The organism is Kitasatospora sp. NPDC056327, from assembly GCF_042261735.1.
Lineage (GTDB): Bacteria > Actinomycetota > Actinomycetes > Streptomycetales > Streptomycetaceae > Kitasatospora.
Genome location: NZ_JBHJRC010000164.1, coordinates 1 through 18,336, shown reverse-complemented (window position 1 = coordinate 18,336; position 18,336 = coordinate 1). Strand labels below are relative to the sequence as shown.

The following is an 18,336-nucleotide window of genomic DNA, read 5'->3' as shown; positions in this document are numbered from 1 at the left end:
AGGCCCCGCCGGGCGTGCCCGGCGGGGCCTTCGCCGCCGGCCTGTTGCCGCGCGCCCGACCGGCCCCGACCGGCCGGGGTTCGCGACTACCCGGCCAGGCCGGCGGACGGTGCGACCCCGCGCAGCGCGGCGTCGATGCCCCGGGTGAAGTCCCGGAGGTCGTCGGGGTCGCGGGAGGTGACGAGGTGCCAGCCGCCCGTGTCGTCCTCGACCAGCGGTTCGTCCGTCCACTCGGCGCCCGCGTTGGTGAGGTCGGTGCGCAGGGAGGGGAACGAGGTCAGGCGCTTGCCGTCGGCGACGCCCGCCTCGGCCAGCAGCCAGGGGCCGTGGCAGATGGCGGCGATCGGGCGGCCGGCGCGGCTGAAGGCCCGGACCAGTTCGACGGCCTCCGGCTTCAGGCGCAGGGCGTCGGCATTGAGGGTGCCGCCGGGGATCAGCAGCAGGTCGTAGCCGTCCGCGTCGACCTCGCCGAGGGTGTGGGTGGGGCGGACCGTCTCGCCGGGTTCCTCGTCCCGGACGAGGGTGCGGATGTCGTCGTCCTCGGCGGCGGCGATGTCGACGTGCACACCGCGCTCGCGCAGGTGGCGCAGTGGGACGAGGAGTTCGTCCTGTTCCACGCCGTAGTTGGTCACGATCGCCAGGGCCTTGCTGTCGTGCGTCATGTCGGCCTCCTTGTCGGCCGCCTCCCGGGCGGCGGGGGCAGGGCGGGTTCGCCCTCCCCGGAAGCGGGCGGGTACCCGGGCGGGCCCGGAGCATGCCGGTTCCGGGCGGCACGATCGCGACGCCCCGGACGTACGGGGCGGCCGCAGGACAGTCGCAGGTCACGGCGGGTGCGAGAAGCCCGCCAGGAGCCGCGGGGGCACCGACGAGTGCCGGACCACGGGCCCGGGGATGCCGGCCGACGCCCCACGGAGGGCCCGACGGAGGGCCCCGAGGGCCCGGTGCCGGGCATGGCGCCCGGTGAGGACCAGGAGCGTCCGGCGCACCGGCCGCCCGTGGCCGGCGATCCGCCGACCCGCGGGGGGCGGCGCTCAGCTCGGGCTGATGCGGCCGCGCCAGCCCCCTTCCGCGCGCCCCCGTTCCTCGATGAAGTCCTTGAACCTCCGCAGGTCGCCCTTGACCCTCCGGTCGACCATGCCCAGGGCGCTGCCGGCCTTCTCGGCCATGCCTTCCGGCCGGTGGTCGATGGCCAGGCTCACCCGGGTGTGCGCGTCGTCGATGCGGTGGAAGCTGACGACGCCCTTCTGGTCGACCTCGCCGCCGACGGTCCGCCAGGCGATGCGCTCGTCCGGCAGCTGGTCGATGATCTCGGTGTCGAACTCACGGGTGACACCGCCGATGCTGGTCCGCCAGTGGTTGCGGCGGTCGTCCAGCTGGGTCACGGCTTCGACCCCCTCCATGAACCGGGGGAACTCCTCGAAGAGCGTCCACTGGTCGTACACGGCGTGCAGCGGCACGTCGACGTCCACCGACTCCTTCACCATGCTCATCCGGTGCCTCCCTGCTGAATGCGCTCTCGCGCGGCCGGGCCCTTCCCGGCCTCGACGGTGCGCCTGCCCCGCCCGGGCCGCGGCAATCGTGCCGGTTCACCGGAAACGTCCCAGTGGGTGCCACCCGGTGGCCGACCGGCGCCGCCCGGGATTGCATGGGAAGCCCGATCCCCTGCTCCGGGAGGCAGTCGTGTACGAGATGTGGGCCGAGACCGATCCGGCGGTGGAACCGAAGGGCCTGATGTGGCACGTGGTGTCGAAGGACGACGCGTCGACGGCGCTCTGCGGACAGCTGCTGGAGCTGTCCCGCCGGGTGGTCCCGAACGGCCTGGACGGGCCCGCCGGAGTGCCCGACCGCTACTGCGATCCGTGCCTGGTCACGGTGCGCGAGAGCATGGCGGCGGCCGCCCGCTGAACCGGCCCCGGGGCGTGCACCGAACCGGCGCACGCCCCTGCCGGAAGCAACGGACCCGGGTCCCCGCACGGACCGCCGGGACACCCTCCCGCGGCGGGCGGACGACCGTTCCCCGGTTTGCCGGGCGTCCCGGCGGCCGGCCGCCCGGTACGGACACTTCCCCGTACGACACCCCGCAGAGCCGCCCCTGGTCCCGGCGGCCGCGCCACGGCCTGGACGCGCCGGCCGACTGGCGCTTCCTCGACCGGCCCGCCGCACCGCTCGCCCGGGCGATCGACGGACTGCCGCTCGGCCCCTACCGCGACCTGCCGCACGGCGTGTGGCTCGGCCATCCGCTGCACCCCGCGCTGGGCCGGCTGCCGATCGGCTGCTGGATCTCGGCGGAGCTGCTGGACACCCTGCCCGGCAACGGCCGGACGGCCGGGGTACCGATCGCGGCCGGGCCGGCGACGGCCGGGCCCGCGGCCGTGGCGGGCTGCGCCGACCGGGCCCGGCTGGATCCGCCGCGCCGCCGGACCGGCCTGGTGCACGCCGCCGCCAACACCACCGGCGTGCTGTTGTTCGCCGCCTCGCTGTCGGCCCGCTGCCGCCGGCGCCGGCTCCGGGGCAGGCTGGTCGGCCTCGCCGGGCCGGCGGCCGTGATGACGGGCGGTGTGCTGGGCGGCCGTTTGTCGTACCGGCAGGCAGCGGGCCCCGACCGGGCGGCCGACGCCGACCTGTCGGCACCCCCGGACTGGACCGGGGTCGGCCCGGTCGAGGACTTCCCGGTCGGCGAGCCGGTCCGGCGCACGGTCGACGGACCGGCGGCGGTCGTGGTGCGCGGCGGGGAGGACGACTGGCACGTGCTCGCCGAACGCTGCACCCACCTGTCGGGGCCGCTCTCCGAGGGCACCGTGGTGGACGGATGCCTGCGCTGTCCGTGGCACGGGAGCGAGTTCCGGCTCCGCGACGGCGAGGCCGTCCGGGGCCCGGCCACCGCCCCGCAGCCGGTGCTCCGGGCCCGGGTGCTGTCCGGGCACCTGGAGCTTCGCAGGCCCGGGACGGCCTGACCCCGGCCGCGGCCGCCCGTCAGGCCGGGCCCCGGCCCGGCCTGAGGACGGACACCGGGCCCGCCGGAGGACGGACACCGGGCCGGGACAACGCCGACGGAGCTCGCACCGGGCGCGCCGCCGCAGGCGTCCGGCCCGGATCGCCGGGGCCTCGCCCTTACGCCGGTCCCTCATGGCCGGTCCCTCACGGCCGGGGCGTCACGGCCGGGGCGTCACGGCCGGGCCGGCTCCGGGACCCGCGGGACCATCAGGAGACCGTGGCCGACCGGCGGGAGCCCATCGGTCAGCCGGGCCGCGACGCGGTCCGGACAGACGGCCGGGCCCGGGTCGGTGTGCGGCGCTGCGGCGGGCCCGGCACCCGCCGGCCGGATGCCTCCGGCACGGGCGGGCGCCGAGCGGACAGCGGGCTCCGGCGGCGGGCGGCCCCGGGGAGGCCGAGCGTCGCGGACAGCAGCACGTCGCCGGGCCGCGGCCGCAGGGCCGCCTCGTCGTGACGGCTGCCGGGCCGGGCGGCGTGCGCGCCGGGTGCGGCGCGCGGGGTGGTCAGCCGGGCAGGGGCGGGCGGCCGAGCAGGCTGTCGTCCAGGCCGGCCAGCAGTTCGGCGGTGTCGGCGTGGACCTCGGCGGCACCCGCGCCGAGCAGGTCGCGGGCGGAGTGCCCGCCGGTCCCGACGGCCACGCAGGCCACTCCGGCCCGGCCGGCCGCCATGACGTCCCACAGCGTGTCGCCGACGAAGACGGCCCGGTCGGGGGCGCTGTCGGCACGGTCGAGCGCGGCCCGGACGAGGTCCGGTTCGGGTTTGGTCGCGGCGACGTCGTCCGCGGCGGTGACGGCCGCGATGACGTCGTCGGCGTCCAGGGCGCCGCGCAGCGCGGTCAGTTCGCGTTCGGAGGCGGAGCTCGCCAGGACGACCCGCCAGCCGCGGCGGGCGCAGGCGCGCAGCAGGTCGGCGGCGCCGGGCAGGGGCCGCACCACCGGCCAGTGGCGGGCGTAGAGGGCGTCGTGGGCGGCCGTGACGGCCTCGTCGTCGCCGCGGTCGCGGTCCTCGCCCAGCAGGTGGTCGAGCAGCCGGTCGGCGCCCATCCCGACGGCGTGGTGCACCCGGGCGGCGGGAACGGCGCGGTCGTACTGGCGAAGCGCCTCCCACCACGCGAGGGTGTGCAGGTAGGTGGTGTCGAGCAGCGTCCCGTCGACGTCGAAGAGCGCAGCAGGGGTGGTGGTCATCGTTCCTCCTCGGGGTCGGGTCCCGGGCGGGGGGTCGCGGACCGGAGCGGCAGGTCGTCGAGGACCCGGAACGCATCGGTGGCGCCGGTGAGTTCGAGGACGCGCCGGACCAGCGGCCGGGGGCGGACGAGTTCGAGCCGGCCGCCGCACGCGGTGGCCCTGCCCGCGGCCTCCAGCAGGGCGCTCAGGCCGGTGGAGTCGCAGAAGGAGAGGTCGGCGCAGTCGATCAGGACGGTGCCGCCGGGCCCGGCGAGCGCGGGGTCGAGGGCGGCGCGCAGCACGGGGACGGTGTCCAGGTCGAGTTCCCCGCACAGCGTGAGGAGGGTGCCGCCGGCCCACGGCCGGGTGCGGGTGGTGAGTCCGGGATCCGGTCCGGGGTGACCGAGGTCCCCTCGGAGGGGTCCGGGCGGGCGGCGGGCCATGGCGGGTGCTCCTGTTCGTGGGGCCGGAGCGGCTCACGCGACCCGGCGCGGGTGGGCGCGGCACGGTCCGTGACCCACCGGCCCGTGGGAGGGTGCCGAAGGCCCCCCACAGCGCGGCTAACCGCTGCGGGGGGCCTGAAACGCCGGAAGGGGCGCCGATCGGGGAAGGGGAGGTCAGGCGGAGTGGCCCGGCCCGGGCCGGGTGCCCGGCGCGTCCGGTGCGCGGGGCGGGTGCGGGGCCGCCGACGGATCCGGGACGTCGTCCGCCCAGCCCGCCGCGTCCCGGTCCTCCAGGGCCTCGCGCAGGTGCGCGAGGGTGGCGGAGAGCAGCCGCGAGACGTGCATCTGCGAGACGCCGATCCGCTCGGCGATCTCGGACTGCGTGCGGTCCTCCCAGAACCGCAGTTCCAGCACGAGCTGTTCGCGGTGCGGCAGCCGTTCGAGCAGCGGCCGGACGGCGGCGCGGAACTCGGCGAGGTCGAGGCCGGGGTCGCAGGAGCCGAGCCGGTCCAGCAGGGCGCTGCCGGACTCGTCGGTGTCCTGGTCGCGCAGCGCGTCCAGCGAGTTCGGCCGGTAGACCCGGCCCGCGACCAGTCCCTCGACGACGTCCTCGACGGCCAGGCCGAGGTCCTCGGCGATCTCCTCGGGGCGCGGCAGCCGGCCGAGCCGCTGCTCCAGCCGGTCGGAGCCCCGGGCCACGGTCAGGTAGAACTCCTGCATCCGGCGCGGCACCCGCACCGGCCAGGAGGTGTCCCGGAAGAACCGCTTGATCTCACCGGCGATGGTGGGGATGGCGTAGGTGACGAACTCGACGCCGCGCCCGGGGTCGAAGCCGTCGACCGCCTTGATCAGGCCCACGGTGCCGACCTGGAGGATGTCGTCCATGTCCTCCGGGCGGTGGCGGAAGCGGCCGGCGATGAAGCGCACCAGCGGCATGTTGAGCTCGATCACCGTGCCGCGGACGTAGCTGTAGGCGTGCGACTCCCGGGCGAGGCCGGCGAGGCGCAGGAAGAGCGCGTCGCTGAGTCCGCGGGCCTCGGTCTTGCCCATGACCCGCAGCTCGGCCTCGGTGGGACGCGGCGGCAGATCGGAAGGCGGCTCGGCTGGAAGGCCGGGCGGCGCGGGGGCCGGCGGGTCCGTGAGGTCCGGGGCCGGCGGCCGGCCGGTATCGAGGGTGGTGGACACGGTAGTCCTCCCGGGCGGTCGTGGAGAGCCCCGGACCGCGCGGCGCGGGATGCCGCTCGCGCTTCGTGGCGCCCTCCGGAATGCCCTGTCCGGCCGCTCCGGGCGGTGCCGGTCCCGCCGGTACCGCCCGGCGGGCGGTACCGGCCGTGGGACTCTGCGGCCGGGCCATTGGTCCCCGTACCCGCCCTCCGACCGGTTGATGCTGTTTTGCGGAATTTGTCCGGAGTATGGGACGCATCGCCGGTTCCTCTCCCGTGCCGCGTTCCTCTCCCGTGCCGCGTTCCTCCCCCGTGCCGCGGACGGGCCGGACGGATGCGCACCGCTCCCGGCCGGTGACCGTGCGCATGTGGTTCGTCCGTCGTTCACAGGACGCTCGCTCTCCGGAGTGCCAGCGTTGGTGAACCACCGGGACCGTGGTCCCGCCCTGTCAGCACGACACCCAGGACGGACACCGTGACCGAATCGCGCGCCCCGCGCCGACGCCGCAGTCTCGCTCTCTTCCTCGCCGCCGCCGTCGGCCCCGTGCTGGCCACCGGAGTGTCCGGGGTCTCCCCCGCGACCGCCGCGCCGGCCGACGACATCCGGATCAACGAGGTGGTGACCACCGGAACCGTCAACGACTCGATCGAGCTCGTCAACAAGGGCACCGCCTCCGTCGACCTCTCGGGCTGGGTCCTCAAGGACGACAACAACAGCTCGTCGTACACGATCGCCGCCGGCACCACGCTCGCGGCCGGCGCGTTCAAGGCCTTCGACGTCCACAACGCCTTCGGCCTCGGCTCCGCCGACAAGGCCCGGCTGTACCTGCCGGGCGGCAGCACCCTGGTCGACAGCTTCACCTGGAGCACCCACTCCTCGCCGTCCTGGTCGCGCTGTCCCGACGGGACCGGCGCGTTCGCCCAGGCGCAGCTCACCCTGGGCGCGCCGAACAGCTGCGGCTCCGGCGGCGGCACCCCCGTCGCCTGGCCGGGCGGCAGCGGCGTCGCCAACGCCGACGCCGCCAACGTCTTCGGCACCGACCTCAGCGGTCTGTACCCGGAGGGCGCCGTGCTGTGGGGCGCGCAGAACTCCGGCAAGCTCTGGCGGCTGGTGCCGGACGGCTCCGGCGGCTGGAAGCCCGACACGGCCAACGGCTGGACCTCCGGCAAGACGCTGCGCTTCCCGGGCGGTTCGGGCACCCCGGACAGCGAGGGCGTGACGCTCACCTCCGCCGGTGCGGCGGGCGGGGTCTTCGTCTCCAGCGAGCGCAACGGCGACGTGTCCGGCACCAGCCGGCTGTCCGTGCTGCGCTACGACGTCAGCGGCACCGGCACCACGCTCACCGCCACCAAGGAGTGGAACCTCACCGCGAACCTGCCGGCGGTCGGTTCCAACGCCGGTCTCGAAGGCGTCACCTGGATCCCCGACGGCGCGCTGACCGCCGCCGGCTTCAAGGACGAGTCGACGGGCGCGGCGTACGACCCGGCCGGGTACGGCGCGCACACCGGCGGCGTGTTCTTCGTCGGCGTCGAGGGCACCGGCAACGTGTACGGCTTCGTCCTCCAGGACAGCGGCACCTTCACCCGGGTCGCCTCGATCACCACCGGTCTGGCCGGGGTGATGGAGGTCCAGTGGGAGCCGCAGGCCTCGCGCCTGTGGGTGGTCTGCGACGACACCTGCAACGGCCAGCACCGCACGCTCCGGGTCAACGCCTCGGGCGTGTTCGCCACCGTCGCCGTCTACAACCGTCCGACCGGGATGGCCAACCTCAACAACGAGGGCTTCGCCGTCGCCGGTGCCGCCGACTGCGTGGGCGGCAGCAAGCCCGTCTACTGGTCCGACGACAGCAACACCGGCGGCCACGCGCTGCGCCGGGGCACCGTCACCTGCTGATCCCCGCCGGCCGCGGTGCGGTCCCGGGCCCGGGGAACCGTCCCGGGCCCGGGGCCGCGGGAGCGGAACGGCCCCGTCCGGCCGCTGCGGGCATGCAGCGGCCGGGCGGGAGACCGGGGCGGACGGGGTCCGGGCGCGGGGTCGGGCGCCCTGGATCGGACCCCGGGGCAGCCGTCCTCCGGTCAGCAGGTGCCGGCCGCGCGCTCGCGCACGACCAGGTCGGTGCGGCCGGCGGTGGCGTCCAGCCAGAGCACCCGGGTGCCCCGGTCGGCCACCGGCATGTACTGGCCGCCGCGGTTGCAGGAGAACCGCTGGGGGGTGCCGCCGGCGAGCGGGAGCTGCCAGATCTTCGGCAGCTGCGCGTTGGTGACGGCGCCGCCCTCCCAGGGGCGGAAGTCGGCGAAGGTGATGGCCCGGTCGGTGACGGTGAGGCCGGTGATCCCGGCACGGCCGGCCGTGCCGGGCGCGAGCAGGTCGGTCACACCGCCGGACCCGTCGGCGGCGGCGGAGCGGATCGCACCGCTGTTGCCGCGGCCCATGGGGGTCTCCACCCAGTACAGGCGCCCGCCCGACAGCCGGACCCCGTCGGCCCTGATGGTGGCGGTGGTGTTCGCGCCCCCCGCCACCCGCTGGGAGATCACCTTTCCGGCCGCGAGCGAGTAGACGGTCACCGCGTACACGGTCCGCTCACCCTCCTCCCAGGTCTCCGTCCAGGCGAGCAGGCCGTCCCGGAGGAAGAGCCCGGACGCGCCGTGGCCGTCGGGCAGCGGGATCTCGGTGGCCGGGCCGCCCTGCGGCGCGACGACGGGCAGGGAGCGGCCGGTCGCGAAGTCGTTCGCCACGAAGGCGACCGTCCCGCCGGACACCCGGACGCCCGAGAGGTACTGGCTCGACGTCCTGCGCAGGCTGCGGACCGGTCCGCCGTCCAGCGGGCGGGCCAGCACCTCCGAGCCGTACACGCCGTCGGGGCCCGGTCCGCTGGCCACCCAGGCGGCCGTTGTGCCGTCGGTGGCGGCCCAGCCGTGGGCACGGCCGTCCGCCTCGCTCAGCCGGACGGGTCCGGCGGAACCGCCGACGGGACCGGTGAAGACGGCGAGCAGGCCCCGGGCGCCGGACTCCGGGGTGGTCGAGGCCACCCACCGGCCGCCCGCGACGTCCGGGGAGATGCTCGGGCTGGAGACGTCGCGCAGCAGCGTGCGGCTGTCCGTCCCGATCCGGCGCTCCCAGCCCTGCTTGATCCCGTGCGCGTCGAACGCCGCGGCCACCTTGCGCAGCTGGGCGCGGTCGAGGCCGTTGGCCCGGCCCGCGGCGAGCACCGCGTTGCGGGCGTCGACGAAGTCGTCGGCCGGGGTGAGGTACTCGCTGAGCGCGCGGTAGACCAGGCGGTCGGCGACGAGCGGGTCGAGGGTGCGCCGGAGGTCCCAGAGCGCCCCGCCGACGATGGTGGAGTTCAGGTGCACACCCGCGCTGTCGGTGTCCGCCGCCACGCCGACGTAGTCGTCCACGGTGGTGCGGCGGTCGTCCAGCCGGCGGCCGGCGCAGGACTCCGGGGTGCCGGTGCGGCAGAGGCTCTCGCCGAGCAGGGCGGCGCGCGGGTCGTCCATCGGGATCCCCCGGGTGGTCACCTCGATCGCGTTGCCGAAGTAGTCGGCGACGGCCTCGTCGAGCGCGCCGGCCTGCCCCATCAGGATCAGCCCGGCCGTGTGCTCCACGACGCCGTGGGTCATCTCGTGGCCGGCCACGTCGAGGGCGACGGAGAAGGGGTGCTCCTTCTCGCTGGGGCCGCTGTAGATCATCTTCTCGCCGTCCCAGAAGGCGTTCCGCAGCGGTTGGCCGTCACTGGTCGGGTTGACCACCGAGACGACCGAGCCGTTCCTGCCGTCGATCCCGCCGCGGCCGAGGCGCTCCCGGTAGAAGTTCAGGACGGCGGCGGCGTTGAGGTGGGCGTCGGTGGCACCGCTCGCACCGGACGAGGCCGGGAACGCCGGTGTCGCCGAGGAGACCGGGCGGAGGTCGTCGGGGATGCCGCGCTTGAAGTCGTACTCGTCGCGGCCGTTCGCGTCGTAGGTGTTGATCACGGCCGCGCGGGTGGCGTCGGTGAGCTGGTAGGTGCCGTCCGGCAGTCGGCCGACGTTCACCGTGACGGAGCGGCCGAAGGCGTCCGGGGCGGTGCCGGTCGCGGGCTCGACGCCCGCGGCGGCGGCGCCGGTGGTGGCGGCGGCCCGTTCCGGGGCGCGCGAGCCGTGGTCGAGCGCGACCTGGCCGGTGGTGGCGTCCACGTACACCTCGCGCGCCGTGCCCGGGGCCGCGGCCGGGCCGGAACCGCGCACGGTGAAGTGGCGGACGAGCCGGCCGGCGCCGTCGGGCAGCACCACGAGGCCGTGGTCCTCGGCGGCGCCCGCCGGGGCGCCGTGCCCGCCGCCCGCACCGAGCGCGACCCCGCGCAGCACCTCGTCGGGCACGGCCTGCACGGCGGGAACGGTCAGCCCGGTGAAGTACTTGCCGCCGACCGACTCGACCCTCCGCGCGTCGCCCTCACCGGCCAGGTGGACCAGGTAGACGGCGCCGAGGACCGGCAGGCCCGCGTGCCGCTGCGCGAACCGCACGGTGCTGCGGCCGTCGGCGGCCCGCTCGACGCCGGCCTCGACGAGCTGCGCGGGATCGACCCGGTAGCGGTCACGGTGGGCGGTCAGGTGGGCGCGGGCGGCGTCGGCCGGGCCGGCGCCCGGGGCCGCGTCGGCCAGGCCGGTGACCAGCTGCGGGGCGTCGGTCCCCCCGCCGGCGACCAGACCCGGCACCGGGTCGGCCTCCGCCGCGGGCCCCCCGGCCGGTGCGGTGACCGGCCCGGCGACCGCCGGCGCCACGCCGGGGCCGAGGCCCACGACGACGGCGATCGCGATGCCGAGCAGCCTGGGTGAACGGGAACGGTGGCGCATTGCGGTCCTCCCACGTACGTCGGACGGCCCGGCCGGTGCCGGACCACGGATGCACGGCGGGCACCCATCCCCACGGCTCGTCCGTTCTCCGGAGCCGGCCGCCCGCCTGGCGAGAACCATAGGCCAACTTCCTGCATATGTCGATGGCCTGCATATGCAGGCCCCCGAGAGCTTCCGACACGCCGCCGCGCCCGGCCGGGGGGCGCGGATCCCACCCGTCGCGCGCCGACCGGGCCATGGCGAAAGTCGCCACGACCCGGAAGGGGAGCAGCGCACGCCGGCGACAAATCGGGTGAACCGGCGAATTGATGACGTTCCCTCAGGCCGATCGCACACCCCCCGAAATCGGGCGGACCGAACGGCCGGTGGCCGGCCCGTGGTTCACCCAAGACCAAAAGGACGCTTGATCGTTACCGTGGCTCGACACAAAATTCCCTCGGTCGCATACGATCTCGTCCGAACCGGAGACCCGCTCCGACCTGCGCCCGGACCGGGTGCCGCGAGACCCTCGAAAGGAATGCCGGAGAAGCACCGCCGACCCCGACCGCCGGCCCGCCCGCTGCTCCGACGACCACTCCGGAAGCGTGAGGAGAACGATCCCGGCCGTTCGGGCCGAGAGCCCCCGCCGAGGGGTGCGCGAGAAATGCCCGACGCCCGACCATGAGCACCTGGAGTTTCCCTTGCCCATTCGCCCGGCCAACCTCGCCGCCAGGATGCGCCCGCTGACCGCGCTGGCGCGCCGCGCCCGGCCGACCGGGGATCCGGCCTCCGGCCCCGCCGCCGACGCGTCGGGCGAACCGGTCCCGGCGCCGCAGGAGGCCGCCCTGCCGCAGGACGGCCGGCGGGAGGAGGCCGGGCGGTCCGGGGAACCCGCCACCACCGGGCCCGCCACCGGGGAGACCGGGCCGGACGCGCAGGACCGGGCGAGTGCCCACGAGGGGGCGGGCTCGCCGGAGGAGCAGGACGCTCCGCAGGCGCCGCAGGACCGGGAGCCGCCGTACGAGCAGCTCAGCCGGGAGCGGTCCGCCCTGGAGGAGGAGCTGCTCGGCTCCCTCACCGACGTCGTCCGCCACGGCGGCCACCTGGCCGAGACGCACCGCACCCTGCTGCCCGCCGACCGCCGGGACGGCAACCTGGCCGAGGTGGCCGACGCACTGCGGGCGGCCGGTGTCGCGCACGGCATCGTGCCCGACCGCCACCCCCGGCACCGGCTGGCGATATCCCCGGGCGACCGCCCCGCGGTGCTGCGCGCGCTGGCCGCCGCCTTCGCCGGCCGGGCCGTCTACGCCGACCTGCTGGAGCACGGGCGCACCCTCGCCACCGTGCTCGCGGAGCAGCTGCCCGACGCGGTCGCCCTGCTGGAGCCCGGACCGGGCGACCCGGAGGACGCCCCCGCCGACCACGTCGAGGGGCAGGAGCAGTCCGGCCCGATCTGGCCCGCCGACCGGGTCAAGGGCGTGCGGATCTACCGGCCGGCCGTAATCGGCACCCTGCTGTACGGCGCCGACACCGGCTGCGACCTCGAATTCTGGGACTCCGCCGCCCCCTCCCCGGGCGCGATCGCCGCCATAGACGAGACGCCGTTCGGCTGGTGGCTGCCCTCGCTGGAGGCCACCGCCACCACGACCGTCGGCGACCGGTCCTACCCGCTGCTCGACGCCTTCGCGGCCTCGCTGCCCGACCAGGTCGACTTCCCGGTCGACGCCGTGATCACCTGGGTCGACGACTCCGACCCCGCCTGGCAGGAACGCCGGGCCGCCGCCCGCGCCCGCCTGGCGCACACCGCCGCACCGATCGCGGAGGAGGACGGCGTCGCCGAGAGCGGCATCGCCGGCGACGCCGACCAGCGCTTCCGCAACCGCGACGAGCTGCGCTACTGCCTGCGCGCCCTCGCCGCCCACGCCCCGTGGATCCGCCGTGTCCACCTGGTCACCGACGACCAGTCGCCGGACTGGCTGGACACCGCCCACCCGGGGCTGAGCGTGGTCGCGCACCGCGAGCTGTTCGCCGGCACCGACGCCGGCCCGGTGTTCAACTCGCACGCCATCGAGACCCGGCTGCACCTCGTCCCCGGCCTCGCCGAGCACTTCCTCTACCTCAACGACGACGTCTTCCTCGGCCGCCCGCTCGTCCCGGAGGACTTCTTCCTCGGCAACGGCATGCCGCGGTACTTCCCCGACGACCGGATCGTCCCGCCCGGTGCGGCCGGGCCGGACGACTCGGTGTACGTCGCCGCCCAGAAGAACACCCGGGCCGCCCTGGCCGCGGCCGTCGGGAAGACCTACCCGCGCACCCTCAAGCACTCGCCGCACCCGCTGCTGCGCAGCGTGCTGGCCGAGACCGCGGAGCGGTTCGGCGCCGAGCTGCACGACACCGTCCGCTCGCCGTTCCGGGCCGCCGCCGACCTCGCGCCGGTCACCCTGGCCGTCCACTACGCGCACGCCACCGCGCGGACCGTGGAGGGGCACCTCTACGACGGCTACTTCGTCACGGACAGCACCGAGGACCTCGGCCGGCTCGCGCAGCTGCACGAGGAGCGCTGGGCGGACTACTTCTGCCTCGCGGACGGCACCCGGGACCTGCTGTCGCCCGAGCAGCAGGAGGAGGCCGTGACCGCCTTCCTGCGGACGTACTTCCCCGTCCCCTCCCCCTTCGAGACCGTCGAACCGGTCGGGAACGTCCCCGGGCCCGGCGCCGGGCCCGACGCCGGGGCCGGCACCGGGGTGGGCCCTGCGGACGGGACCGGGAGCACCGGGGTGGGCCCGGCGGACGGGACCGGGAGCACCGGGGCGTCCGGCGGTGCGGAGGCGTCCGGCAGTGCGCCGGAGGCCACTGACCACGCCTGACGGGAACGTGTCATGCGTCTCATCGGTGCCGCGACCGCGTCCGTCCGTCCCGCCCTGTGGTGGGATGTGGCGCAGCACAGGTGAGGCGCTGACCGGGGGGTACGCAATGCGGACGGGACTGATCGGACTCGGACCGGACACGGGCGCGCCCGACCTGATCGGCGTGGGGCTGATCCGGCTCGCCGTCGAGGACCGGCTGGCACCCCCGGCGGGCCCGGGCGCCCCGTGGCTGGGGCAGCTGCGGGCCGCCTCCTTCGCCGACGCCTGGCTGAGCTTCGCCGACCCCGCGGCGCCCGGCCTGCGCGTCCCGGCCGAGGCGGTGCTGCAGGCGGTCGTGCGGCGGACGGCGGAGCTGGTCCTGCGCCGGCACGACGGGGACGTCCCCGCCGCCCTCGAACGGCTGGGCCGGGAGTCGGCCGAGGCCCGCGAGTGGGCCCGGCTGACCGAGGCCTCGCACCCGGCCGAGCCCCACGCGCACGTCCTGGTCTGGCACGGCGTGCGGGCGGCGGCCGCCGGGAGCGGGCCCGCCGGGCCCGCCGAGCGGGCGGCCCACGCGGCGGGCGTCGTCGACCGGTGCCGGGCCTACGTCCGCGAGCACTGCCGCCGGCAGGACCTGCTCGCGCTCGTCCTGGCCTGCGCCGGCTCCGCCGCCGCCGCGCTGGCGGACCTCAGCGGGGACGACCGCGAACGGGCGCTGGCCGACCTCGACGCCCACGCGGCCCGCCACATGGCGCCGACCGCCCCGGTCCCGCTCTGGGTCCCGGGCCGGCCCGGCGGCCTCGCCGTCTGAGACGGCGCACGGCTCCAGGACTCCAGGGCTCCAGGGACGGGGGTGCCCGGGAGTCCCGGCCGCGCGGGTCCTCAGACGGCGCCGGTCCGGACCAGTGCGTACTGTTCGTCGGTGACGGGCTCCAGCCAGGTCGTCTCCGGGCTGCCGTCCACGGTGCCCTCCCACATCGCCAGCTGCTCCATGAAGCGGTCCGGCGCGGCTCCGTGCCAGTGCTCCTCGCCGGGCGGGCAGACCACCAGTTCGCCCGGCCTGGCCTCGAAGACCACGCCGTCGCGGGTGCCGACCAGAGCGACCCCGGAGACCACGTGCAGGCTCTGGCCCAGCGCGTGGGCGTGCCAGTGGGTCCGTGCCCCGGGGGCGAAGCGCACCAGGTTGGACCGCATCCGGGACGTCGCCCGGCCGGGATGGACGGTGTCCCACCACACATCGCCGGTGAACCACTCCGCCGGGGCCTTGCTGGTGGCCGTGGGCGTGGCGAACTCCATGATCTTCTCTCCAGGGGACGTGCCAGGGGCCGTGCGCCGTGATCGGGCACGGCGACGGGGGAACGGCGCGCGGGGCTCTCCCGGGACACGGGAAGCCCCCCGCCGGTCGCGGCACCGACGCTTGCACGCCCGACGGCCCCGGAGAAGGGGACTCCTCCGGACCGGAAGGAATTCACCGGGGGAGAAAACTCTCCCTCCCAGCGGACTTGCGGCGGTACGCGACCGTGACCCACTGGAGGGGACCGCTCACCGCCCGCCGCTGTCAGACTTGGCGCATGAGCACCTCCGGCGGCCGGGCGAAAGAGCTCGGCACCTTCCTGCGCACCCGCCGGGGCTCCCTGACGCCCCACCAGGTCGGCCTCCCGGACACCGGCGCACCGCGACGGGTCCCCGGCCTGCGCCGCGAGGAGGTCGCCCGCCTGGCGTCGATCAGCACGGACTACTACACCCGCATCGAACAGGGGCGGATGCCCGCCTCGGCCCCCGTGCTGGAATCTCTGACCCGCGCCCTGCACCTCACCACCGACCAGCGCACCTACCTGCTGGGGCTGGCGGGACGGCCGCCGGCCGAACCGCCGGCAGGCGCCACCTCCGGCCTGGGCGAGCACAACCGGCGCCTGCTCGCCCAGCTCGACGCGAGCCCCGCCGTGGTGATCACCGCCGCCACCGACGTCCTCGCCTGGAACCCGCTCGCGGCCACCCTGCTCACCGACTTCGGCCGGTTCCCGGAGGCGGAGCGCAACTTCGTCTGGCTGCTCTTCAACGACCCGGTCCTGCGGTCCCGTTACGAGGACTGGACGGACGCCGCCCTCGCCTGCGTGGCGTACCTGCGGATGCACACCGCCCGCCGCCCCGACGACCCCCGGCTGCTCCGGCTGCTCGCGCGGATGGCCGGCCACGCCGACTTCCAGCACTGGTGGCAGGCCCGCGAGGTCGCCGTCCACGGGAGCGGCAGCAAGCGGTTCCGCCATCCGCTGACCGGCGGGCTCGACCTGGACTGGGACACCCTGACCAGCTCCACGGCCCCCGACCAGCACATCATCGTCTGGAGCGCCGCACCGGGCAGCGTCTCCGAACGCGGCCTGCGCGTCCTCGCCGCGCACGCCGCCGAGCGGACCGCGCGCGAGCCCGCCCCGGCCACCTGACGCCCGCGGGCCCCTGACGCCCGTGGGCCGGCGGACGGCCCGGACGGCGCGGCGGCGGCCGACCTCCCCGGACCGGCGCCGCTCCGGCCGACAGGGGCCCGGCCGGAGCGGCGGTGCTCCCGTCAGCCCAGGGGGCAGCGCTTCCAGGCGAAGTGGTAGACGGTGTTGATGCTGCCGTCGGTCGAGTCCATCGTCATGAAGCTGGTGGTCCTGGCCGGGTCCGACGTGCCGGCGGCGACCCGGAGTTCGGTGTTGATGTTGAAGTTGCGCAGCTCGCCGCAGGGCTTGAAGACCAGGGCCTCGACGGCGACGGTGTCGGTCACCTGCCAGCTGTCGTCGACCGGGCCGGCGAAGGCGTGGCTGGAGTAGGCGGTCTGCGAGGAGCCCTGGAAGTAGTAGTTGGCGCGCTCGACGGCGGTCGCGCCCTTCTCCAGGTGGGCGAAGCCGCGGTAGTCGGCGGAGGCGATCGCGTAGGTGAAGCCCTGCGGGACGTGCACGTTGAGGTTGAGCTGACAGTTCTTGCGGAAGTCCGTCGGCTTGGATCCGGGGCCCACCTGGGCGATGTAGTTGCTGTAGGTGACGGTGAAGGCGGTGTTGTCCGGGGAGACCGCGACGGCGGCCGTCCCGGCGGGGCAGCCGGAGCCGTTGACGGTGGCGACGTCGATGACGATCCTGTCCGGCGGCGGGGTGCCCCAGCCGGTGGCCGAGGCGGTGGTGCCGGTGAACGCGGTGACGAGCAGGGCCGCGGCGGCGGCGCCGGCGGCGAGGGTGCGTACGGTCATGGGGCGTGTCCTCCCGGGAGCCCGCCGGCTGCGGGCCGCGCACCTCGTCGTGCGGGCCACCGACGGGATTGACGCGACCATGTCAGCACGACACCCGGACCTCGTCCAGGGGCGCGGAAGGGCGCGAAACAGGGCGCCCGGTTGGCGGGGCGGGCGCTTCACGCCGGCCGCACCCCGGCACGCACCTCGCCGGACCACCGGCCGGCCGCACGGGCGGAACCCCTCGGCGACCGGACCGGACGGCGCTACGGGGCCCCGATCGACAGCACGAGCGCCGTCGTCCGCCCACCGGGCGCGTCGTACTCGACGGTCTCGCCGGCCCGGCGGCCGAGCAGTACCTGGCCGAGCGGGCTGTCGGCGGTGACCAGCTCCGGGTCGAGCTCCTCCGCGAGCTCGCCGATCCGGACCGTCATCTCGTCCGCGTCCGAAAACCGGAGGGTCACCGTGCTGCCGACACCGACCGTCCCGGTACTCGGCTCCCCCGCGACGGCCGCCTCGCGCAGCCGTCCCTCGATCACCGCGATCCGGTCGTCCAACCGGTCGACCTCGTCGGCCCGCCGGAGTTCGTCGGCCTGGTCGGCCGCGTCACCGGCCTCGCCGTCGCCCCGGAGGGTGGCGGCCACCTCGGCACGCTCCGCGCGCAGACCCGCGAGGTCCTGCTCCAGGGCGGCGCGGCCGGCCTCACTGATGGGTTCGGGTGCACCGGTCATTGCCGTCTCCCTGATCGGGCCGCCCGGGCGGGCGGCACGGGCTTGATTCCGGCATTTCGAACATAACAGGACACCTCACCCCCGGCTCGGCGACAACCGCGCCCCCGATCGGTAACGACTTGCCGATCCGTCTTCCCGCGCCGGACGAATGGTGGATAGAACAGCCGTACACCACCGTCACCGAGGCAGGGAACCAGCGAGGATGAGCACCAACGGTCCCACGGGGTACGGCCAGAACCCGTACGACGGGTCCAAGCCCACCGACCCGCAGAACCAGAACCCCTACGGGCAGCAGCAGCCTCCGTACGGACAGCAGTCCCCGTACGGGCAGCAGCAGCCGCCGCAGGGGGAGCAGCAGCCGTACGGGCAGCCCGGCTACGACGCTCCCCCGCCGCAGTCGCCGTACGGCCAGCAGCCCTACGGACAGCAGCAGCCGTACGCCCAGCACCCGCCGGAGGGCTCCTGGCCGCACGGCCAGCCCGGCCTGTTCGGCAGCGCCGTCCCGACCCCGGGGGGCCGGCCGCTCGCCCCGATCGGCGAGCGCCTGGTCGCCCGGCTGATCGACGTCGCCGTGCTGCTCGTCCCGACCGTGCTGCTCTTCGCGGTCCTCGGCGCCTCGATCCTGTACTACGTCGTGGCCGCCCTGGTCTCCTTCGGGTACGAGGCCGCGATGCTGGTCACCCAGGGCGGCCAGACGGTCGGCAAGAAGGTCATGAAGCTGCGGGTGGTGGACGTCGCCCAGGGCGGCCGGCCGGCGCAGAACTCGCTGCTGATCCGCGCGGCGCTCTACACGCTCCCCAACGCGGTCTACTGCATCGGCTCGCTCTTCGCACTGCTCAACGTCCTGTGGCCGCTGTGGGACAAGCCGCTGCAGCAGGCGCTGCACGACAAGCCCGCCAACACCGTGGTGATCAAGGAGTCCTGATCCCGCGCCACCGTGCGCACCCCGCCGGCCGGGGGCCGGAGCCGCCCTCGCGGGGCTCCG

At 75.8% G+C, this 18,336-nt stretch carries 16 protein-coding genes; 7 read left to right on the top strand and 9 right to left on the bottom strand.

Annotated features, from left to right (window positions below; all coding sequences use genetic code 11):
- Positions 1-86: 86 nt before the first annotated feature.
- Together ACFCX4_RS22755 and ACFCX4_RS22750 are read right to left on the bottom strand one after the other, a co-directional pair.
- Positions 87-662, bottom strand: a complete 576-nt coding sequence (locus ACFCX4_RS22755) for a type 1 glutamine amidotransferase domain-containing protein (protein ID WP_376145208.1) — start codon at positions 660-662, stop codon at positions 87-89.
- 369 nt (positions 663-1,031) lie between these two features.
- Positions 1,032-1,490: an SRPBCC family protein gene (locus tag ACFCX4_RS22750; RefSeq protein WP_376145206.1), complete on the bottom strand. Its 459-nt coding sequence runs from the start codon at positions 1,488-1,490 to the stop codon at positions 1,032-1,034.
- Between the two features lie 190 nt (positions 1,491-1,680).
- Here ACFCX4_RS22750 and ACFCX4_RS22745 point away from each other — a divergent pair, with 190 nt between their 5' ends.
- On the top strand, positions 1,681-1,905 hold the full coding sequence (locus ACFCX4_RS22745; protein ID WP_376145204.1) for a hypothetical protein: 225 nt from the start codon (positions 1,681-1,683) through the stop codon (positions 1,903-1,905).
- Positions 1,906-1,919: 14 nt separating this feature from the next.
- A complete protein-coding gene (locus ACFCX4_RS22740; protein ID WP_376145202.1) occupies positions 1,920-2,954 on the top strand; it encodes a Rieske 2Fe-2S domain-containing protein in 1,035 nt (344 codons plus the stop codon).
- Positions 2,955-3,497: 543 nt separating this feature from the next.
- On the opposite strand, the gene ACFCX4_RS22735 is transcribed toward ACFCX4_RS22740, so the two are convergent.
- The 3 genes from ACFCX4_RS22735 to ACFCX4_RS22725 all read right to left on the bottom strand — a co-directional run bounded on the left by ACFCX4_RS22735 (position 3,498) and on the right by ACFCX4_RS22725 (position 5,785).
- Positions 3,498-4,178: an HAD family hydrolase gene (locus ACFCX4_RS22735; RefSeq protein WP_376145200.1), complete on the bottom strand. Its 681-nt coding sequence runs from the start codon at positions 4,176-4,178 to the stop codon at positions 3,498-3,500.
- Positions 4,175-4,600 carry an STAS domain-containing protein gene (locus ACFCX4_RS22730; RefSeq protein ID WP_376145198.1) on the bottom strand — a complete coding sequence of 142 codons (426 nt, stop codon included), beginning with the start codon at positions 4,598-4,600 and terminating at the stop codon, positions 4,175-4,177. The genes ACFCX4_RS22735 and ACFCX4_RS22730 overlap by 4 nt, the downstream gene beginning before the upstream one ends.
- 174 nt (positions 4,601-4,774) lie before the next feature.
- On the bottom strand, positions 4,775-5,785 hold the full coding sequence (locus ACFCX4_RS22725; RefSeq protein WP_376145196.1) for a SigB/SigF/SigG family RNA polymerase sigma factor: 1,011 nt from the start codon (positions 5,783-5,785) through the stop codon (positions 4,775-4,777).
- 453 nt (positions 5,786-6,238) lie between these two features.
- Here ACFCX4_RS22725 and ACFCX4_RS22720 point away from each other — a divergent pair, with 453 nt between their 5' ends.
- The gene (locus ACFCX4_RS22720) at positions 6,239-7,657 is read left to right on the top strand and encodes a lamin tail domain-containing protein (RefSeq protein WP_376145194.1); all 1,419 of its coding nucleotides are present in this window, start codon (positions 6,239-6,241) and stop codon (positions 7,655-7,657) included.
- Positions 7,658-7,839: 182 nt separating this feature from the next.
- Here ACFCX4_RS22720 and ACFCX4_RS22715 read toward each other — a convergent pair whose 3' ends face one another.
- On the bottom strand, positions 7,840-10,593 hold the full coding sequence (locus tag ACFCX4_RS22715; RefSeq protein ID WP_376145192.1) for a M4 family metallopeptidase: 2,754 nt from the start codon (positions 10,591-10,593) through the stop codon (positions 7,840-7,842).
- 680 nt (positions 10,594-11,273) lie between these two features.
- Here ACFCX4_RS22715 and ACFCX4_RS22710 point away from each other — a divergent pair.
- Together ACFCX4_RS22710 and ACFCX4_RS22705 are read left to right on the top strand one after the other, a co-directional pair.
- The gene (locus ACFCX4_RS22710) at positions 11,274-13,439 is read left to right on the top strand and encodes a Stealth CR1 domain-containing protein (RefSeq protein ID WP_376145190.1); all 2,166 of its coding nucleotides are present in this window, start codon (positions 11,274-11,276) and stop codon (positions 13,437-13,439) included.
- A gap of 106 nt (positions 13,440-13,545) precedes the next feature.
- Positions 13,546-14,229 (top strand): hypothetical protein, encoded by a 684-nt coding sequence (locus ACFCX4_RS22705; protein ID WP_376145188.1) that lies wholly within the window; start codon positions 13,546-13,548, stop codon positions 14,227-14,229.
- Between the two features lie 71 nt (positions 14,230-14,300).
- On the opposite strand, the gene ACFCX4_RS22700 is transcribed toward ACFCX4_RS22705, so the two are convergent.
- Positions 14,301-14,714: a cupin domain-containing protein gene (locus ACFCX4_RS22700; protein WP_376145186.1), complete on the bottom strand. Its 414-nt coding sequence runs from the start codon at positions 14,712-14,714 to the stop codon at positions 14,301-14,303.
- A 275-nt stretch (positions 14,715-14,989) separates the two neighbouring features.
- Between ACFCX4_RS22700 and ACFCX4_RS22695 the strand changes: the two genes are divergently transcribed.
- On the top strand, positions 14,990-15,859 hold the full coding sequence (locus tag ACFCX4_RS22695; RefSeq protein ID WP_376145184.1) for a helix-turn-helix domain-containing protein: 870 nt from the start codon (positions 14,990-14,992) through the stop codon (positions 15,857-15,859).
- A 122-nt stretch (positions 15,860-15,981) separates the two neighbouring features.
- Here the strand turns inward: ACFCX4_RS22695 and ACFCX4_RS22690 are convergent, their stop codons facing one another.
- Together ACFCX4_RS22690 and ACFCX4_RS22685 are read right to left on the bottom strand one after the other, a co-directional pair.
- Complete coding sequence (locus tag ACFCX4_RS22690; RefSeq protein ID WP_376145182.1) at positions 15,982-16,641, bottom strand: DUF4360 domain-containing protein; 660 nt, start codon at positions 16,639-16,641, stop codon at positions 15,982-15,984.
- Positions 16,642-16,886: 245 nt separating this feature from the next.
- Entirely contained in the window at positions 16,887-17,351 is a 465-nt protein-coding gene (locus tag ACFCX4_RS22685; RefSeq protein WP_376145180.1) for a GreA/GreB family elongation factor, read from the bottom strand.
- Between the two features lie 202 nt (positions 17,352-17,553).
- Here ACFCX4_RS22685 and ACFCX4_RS22680 point away from each other — a divergent pair, with 202 nt between their 5' ends.
- Positions 17,554-18,276, top strand: a complete 723-nt coding sequence (locus ACFCX4_RS22680; RefSeq protein ID WP_376145178.1) for an RDD family protein — start codon at positions 17,554-17,556, stop codon at positions 18,274-18,276.
- Positions 18,277-18,336 lie beyond the last annotated feature (60 nt).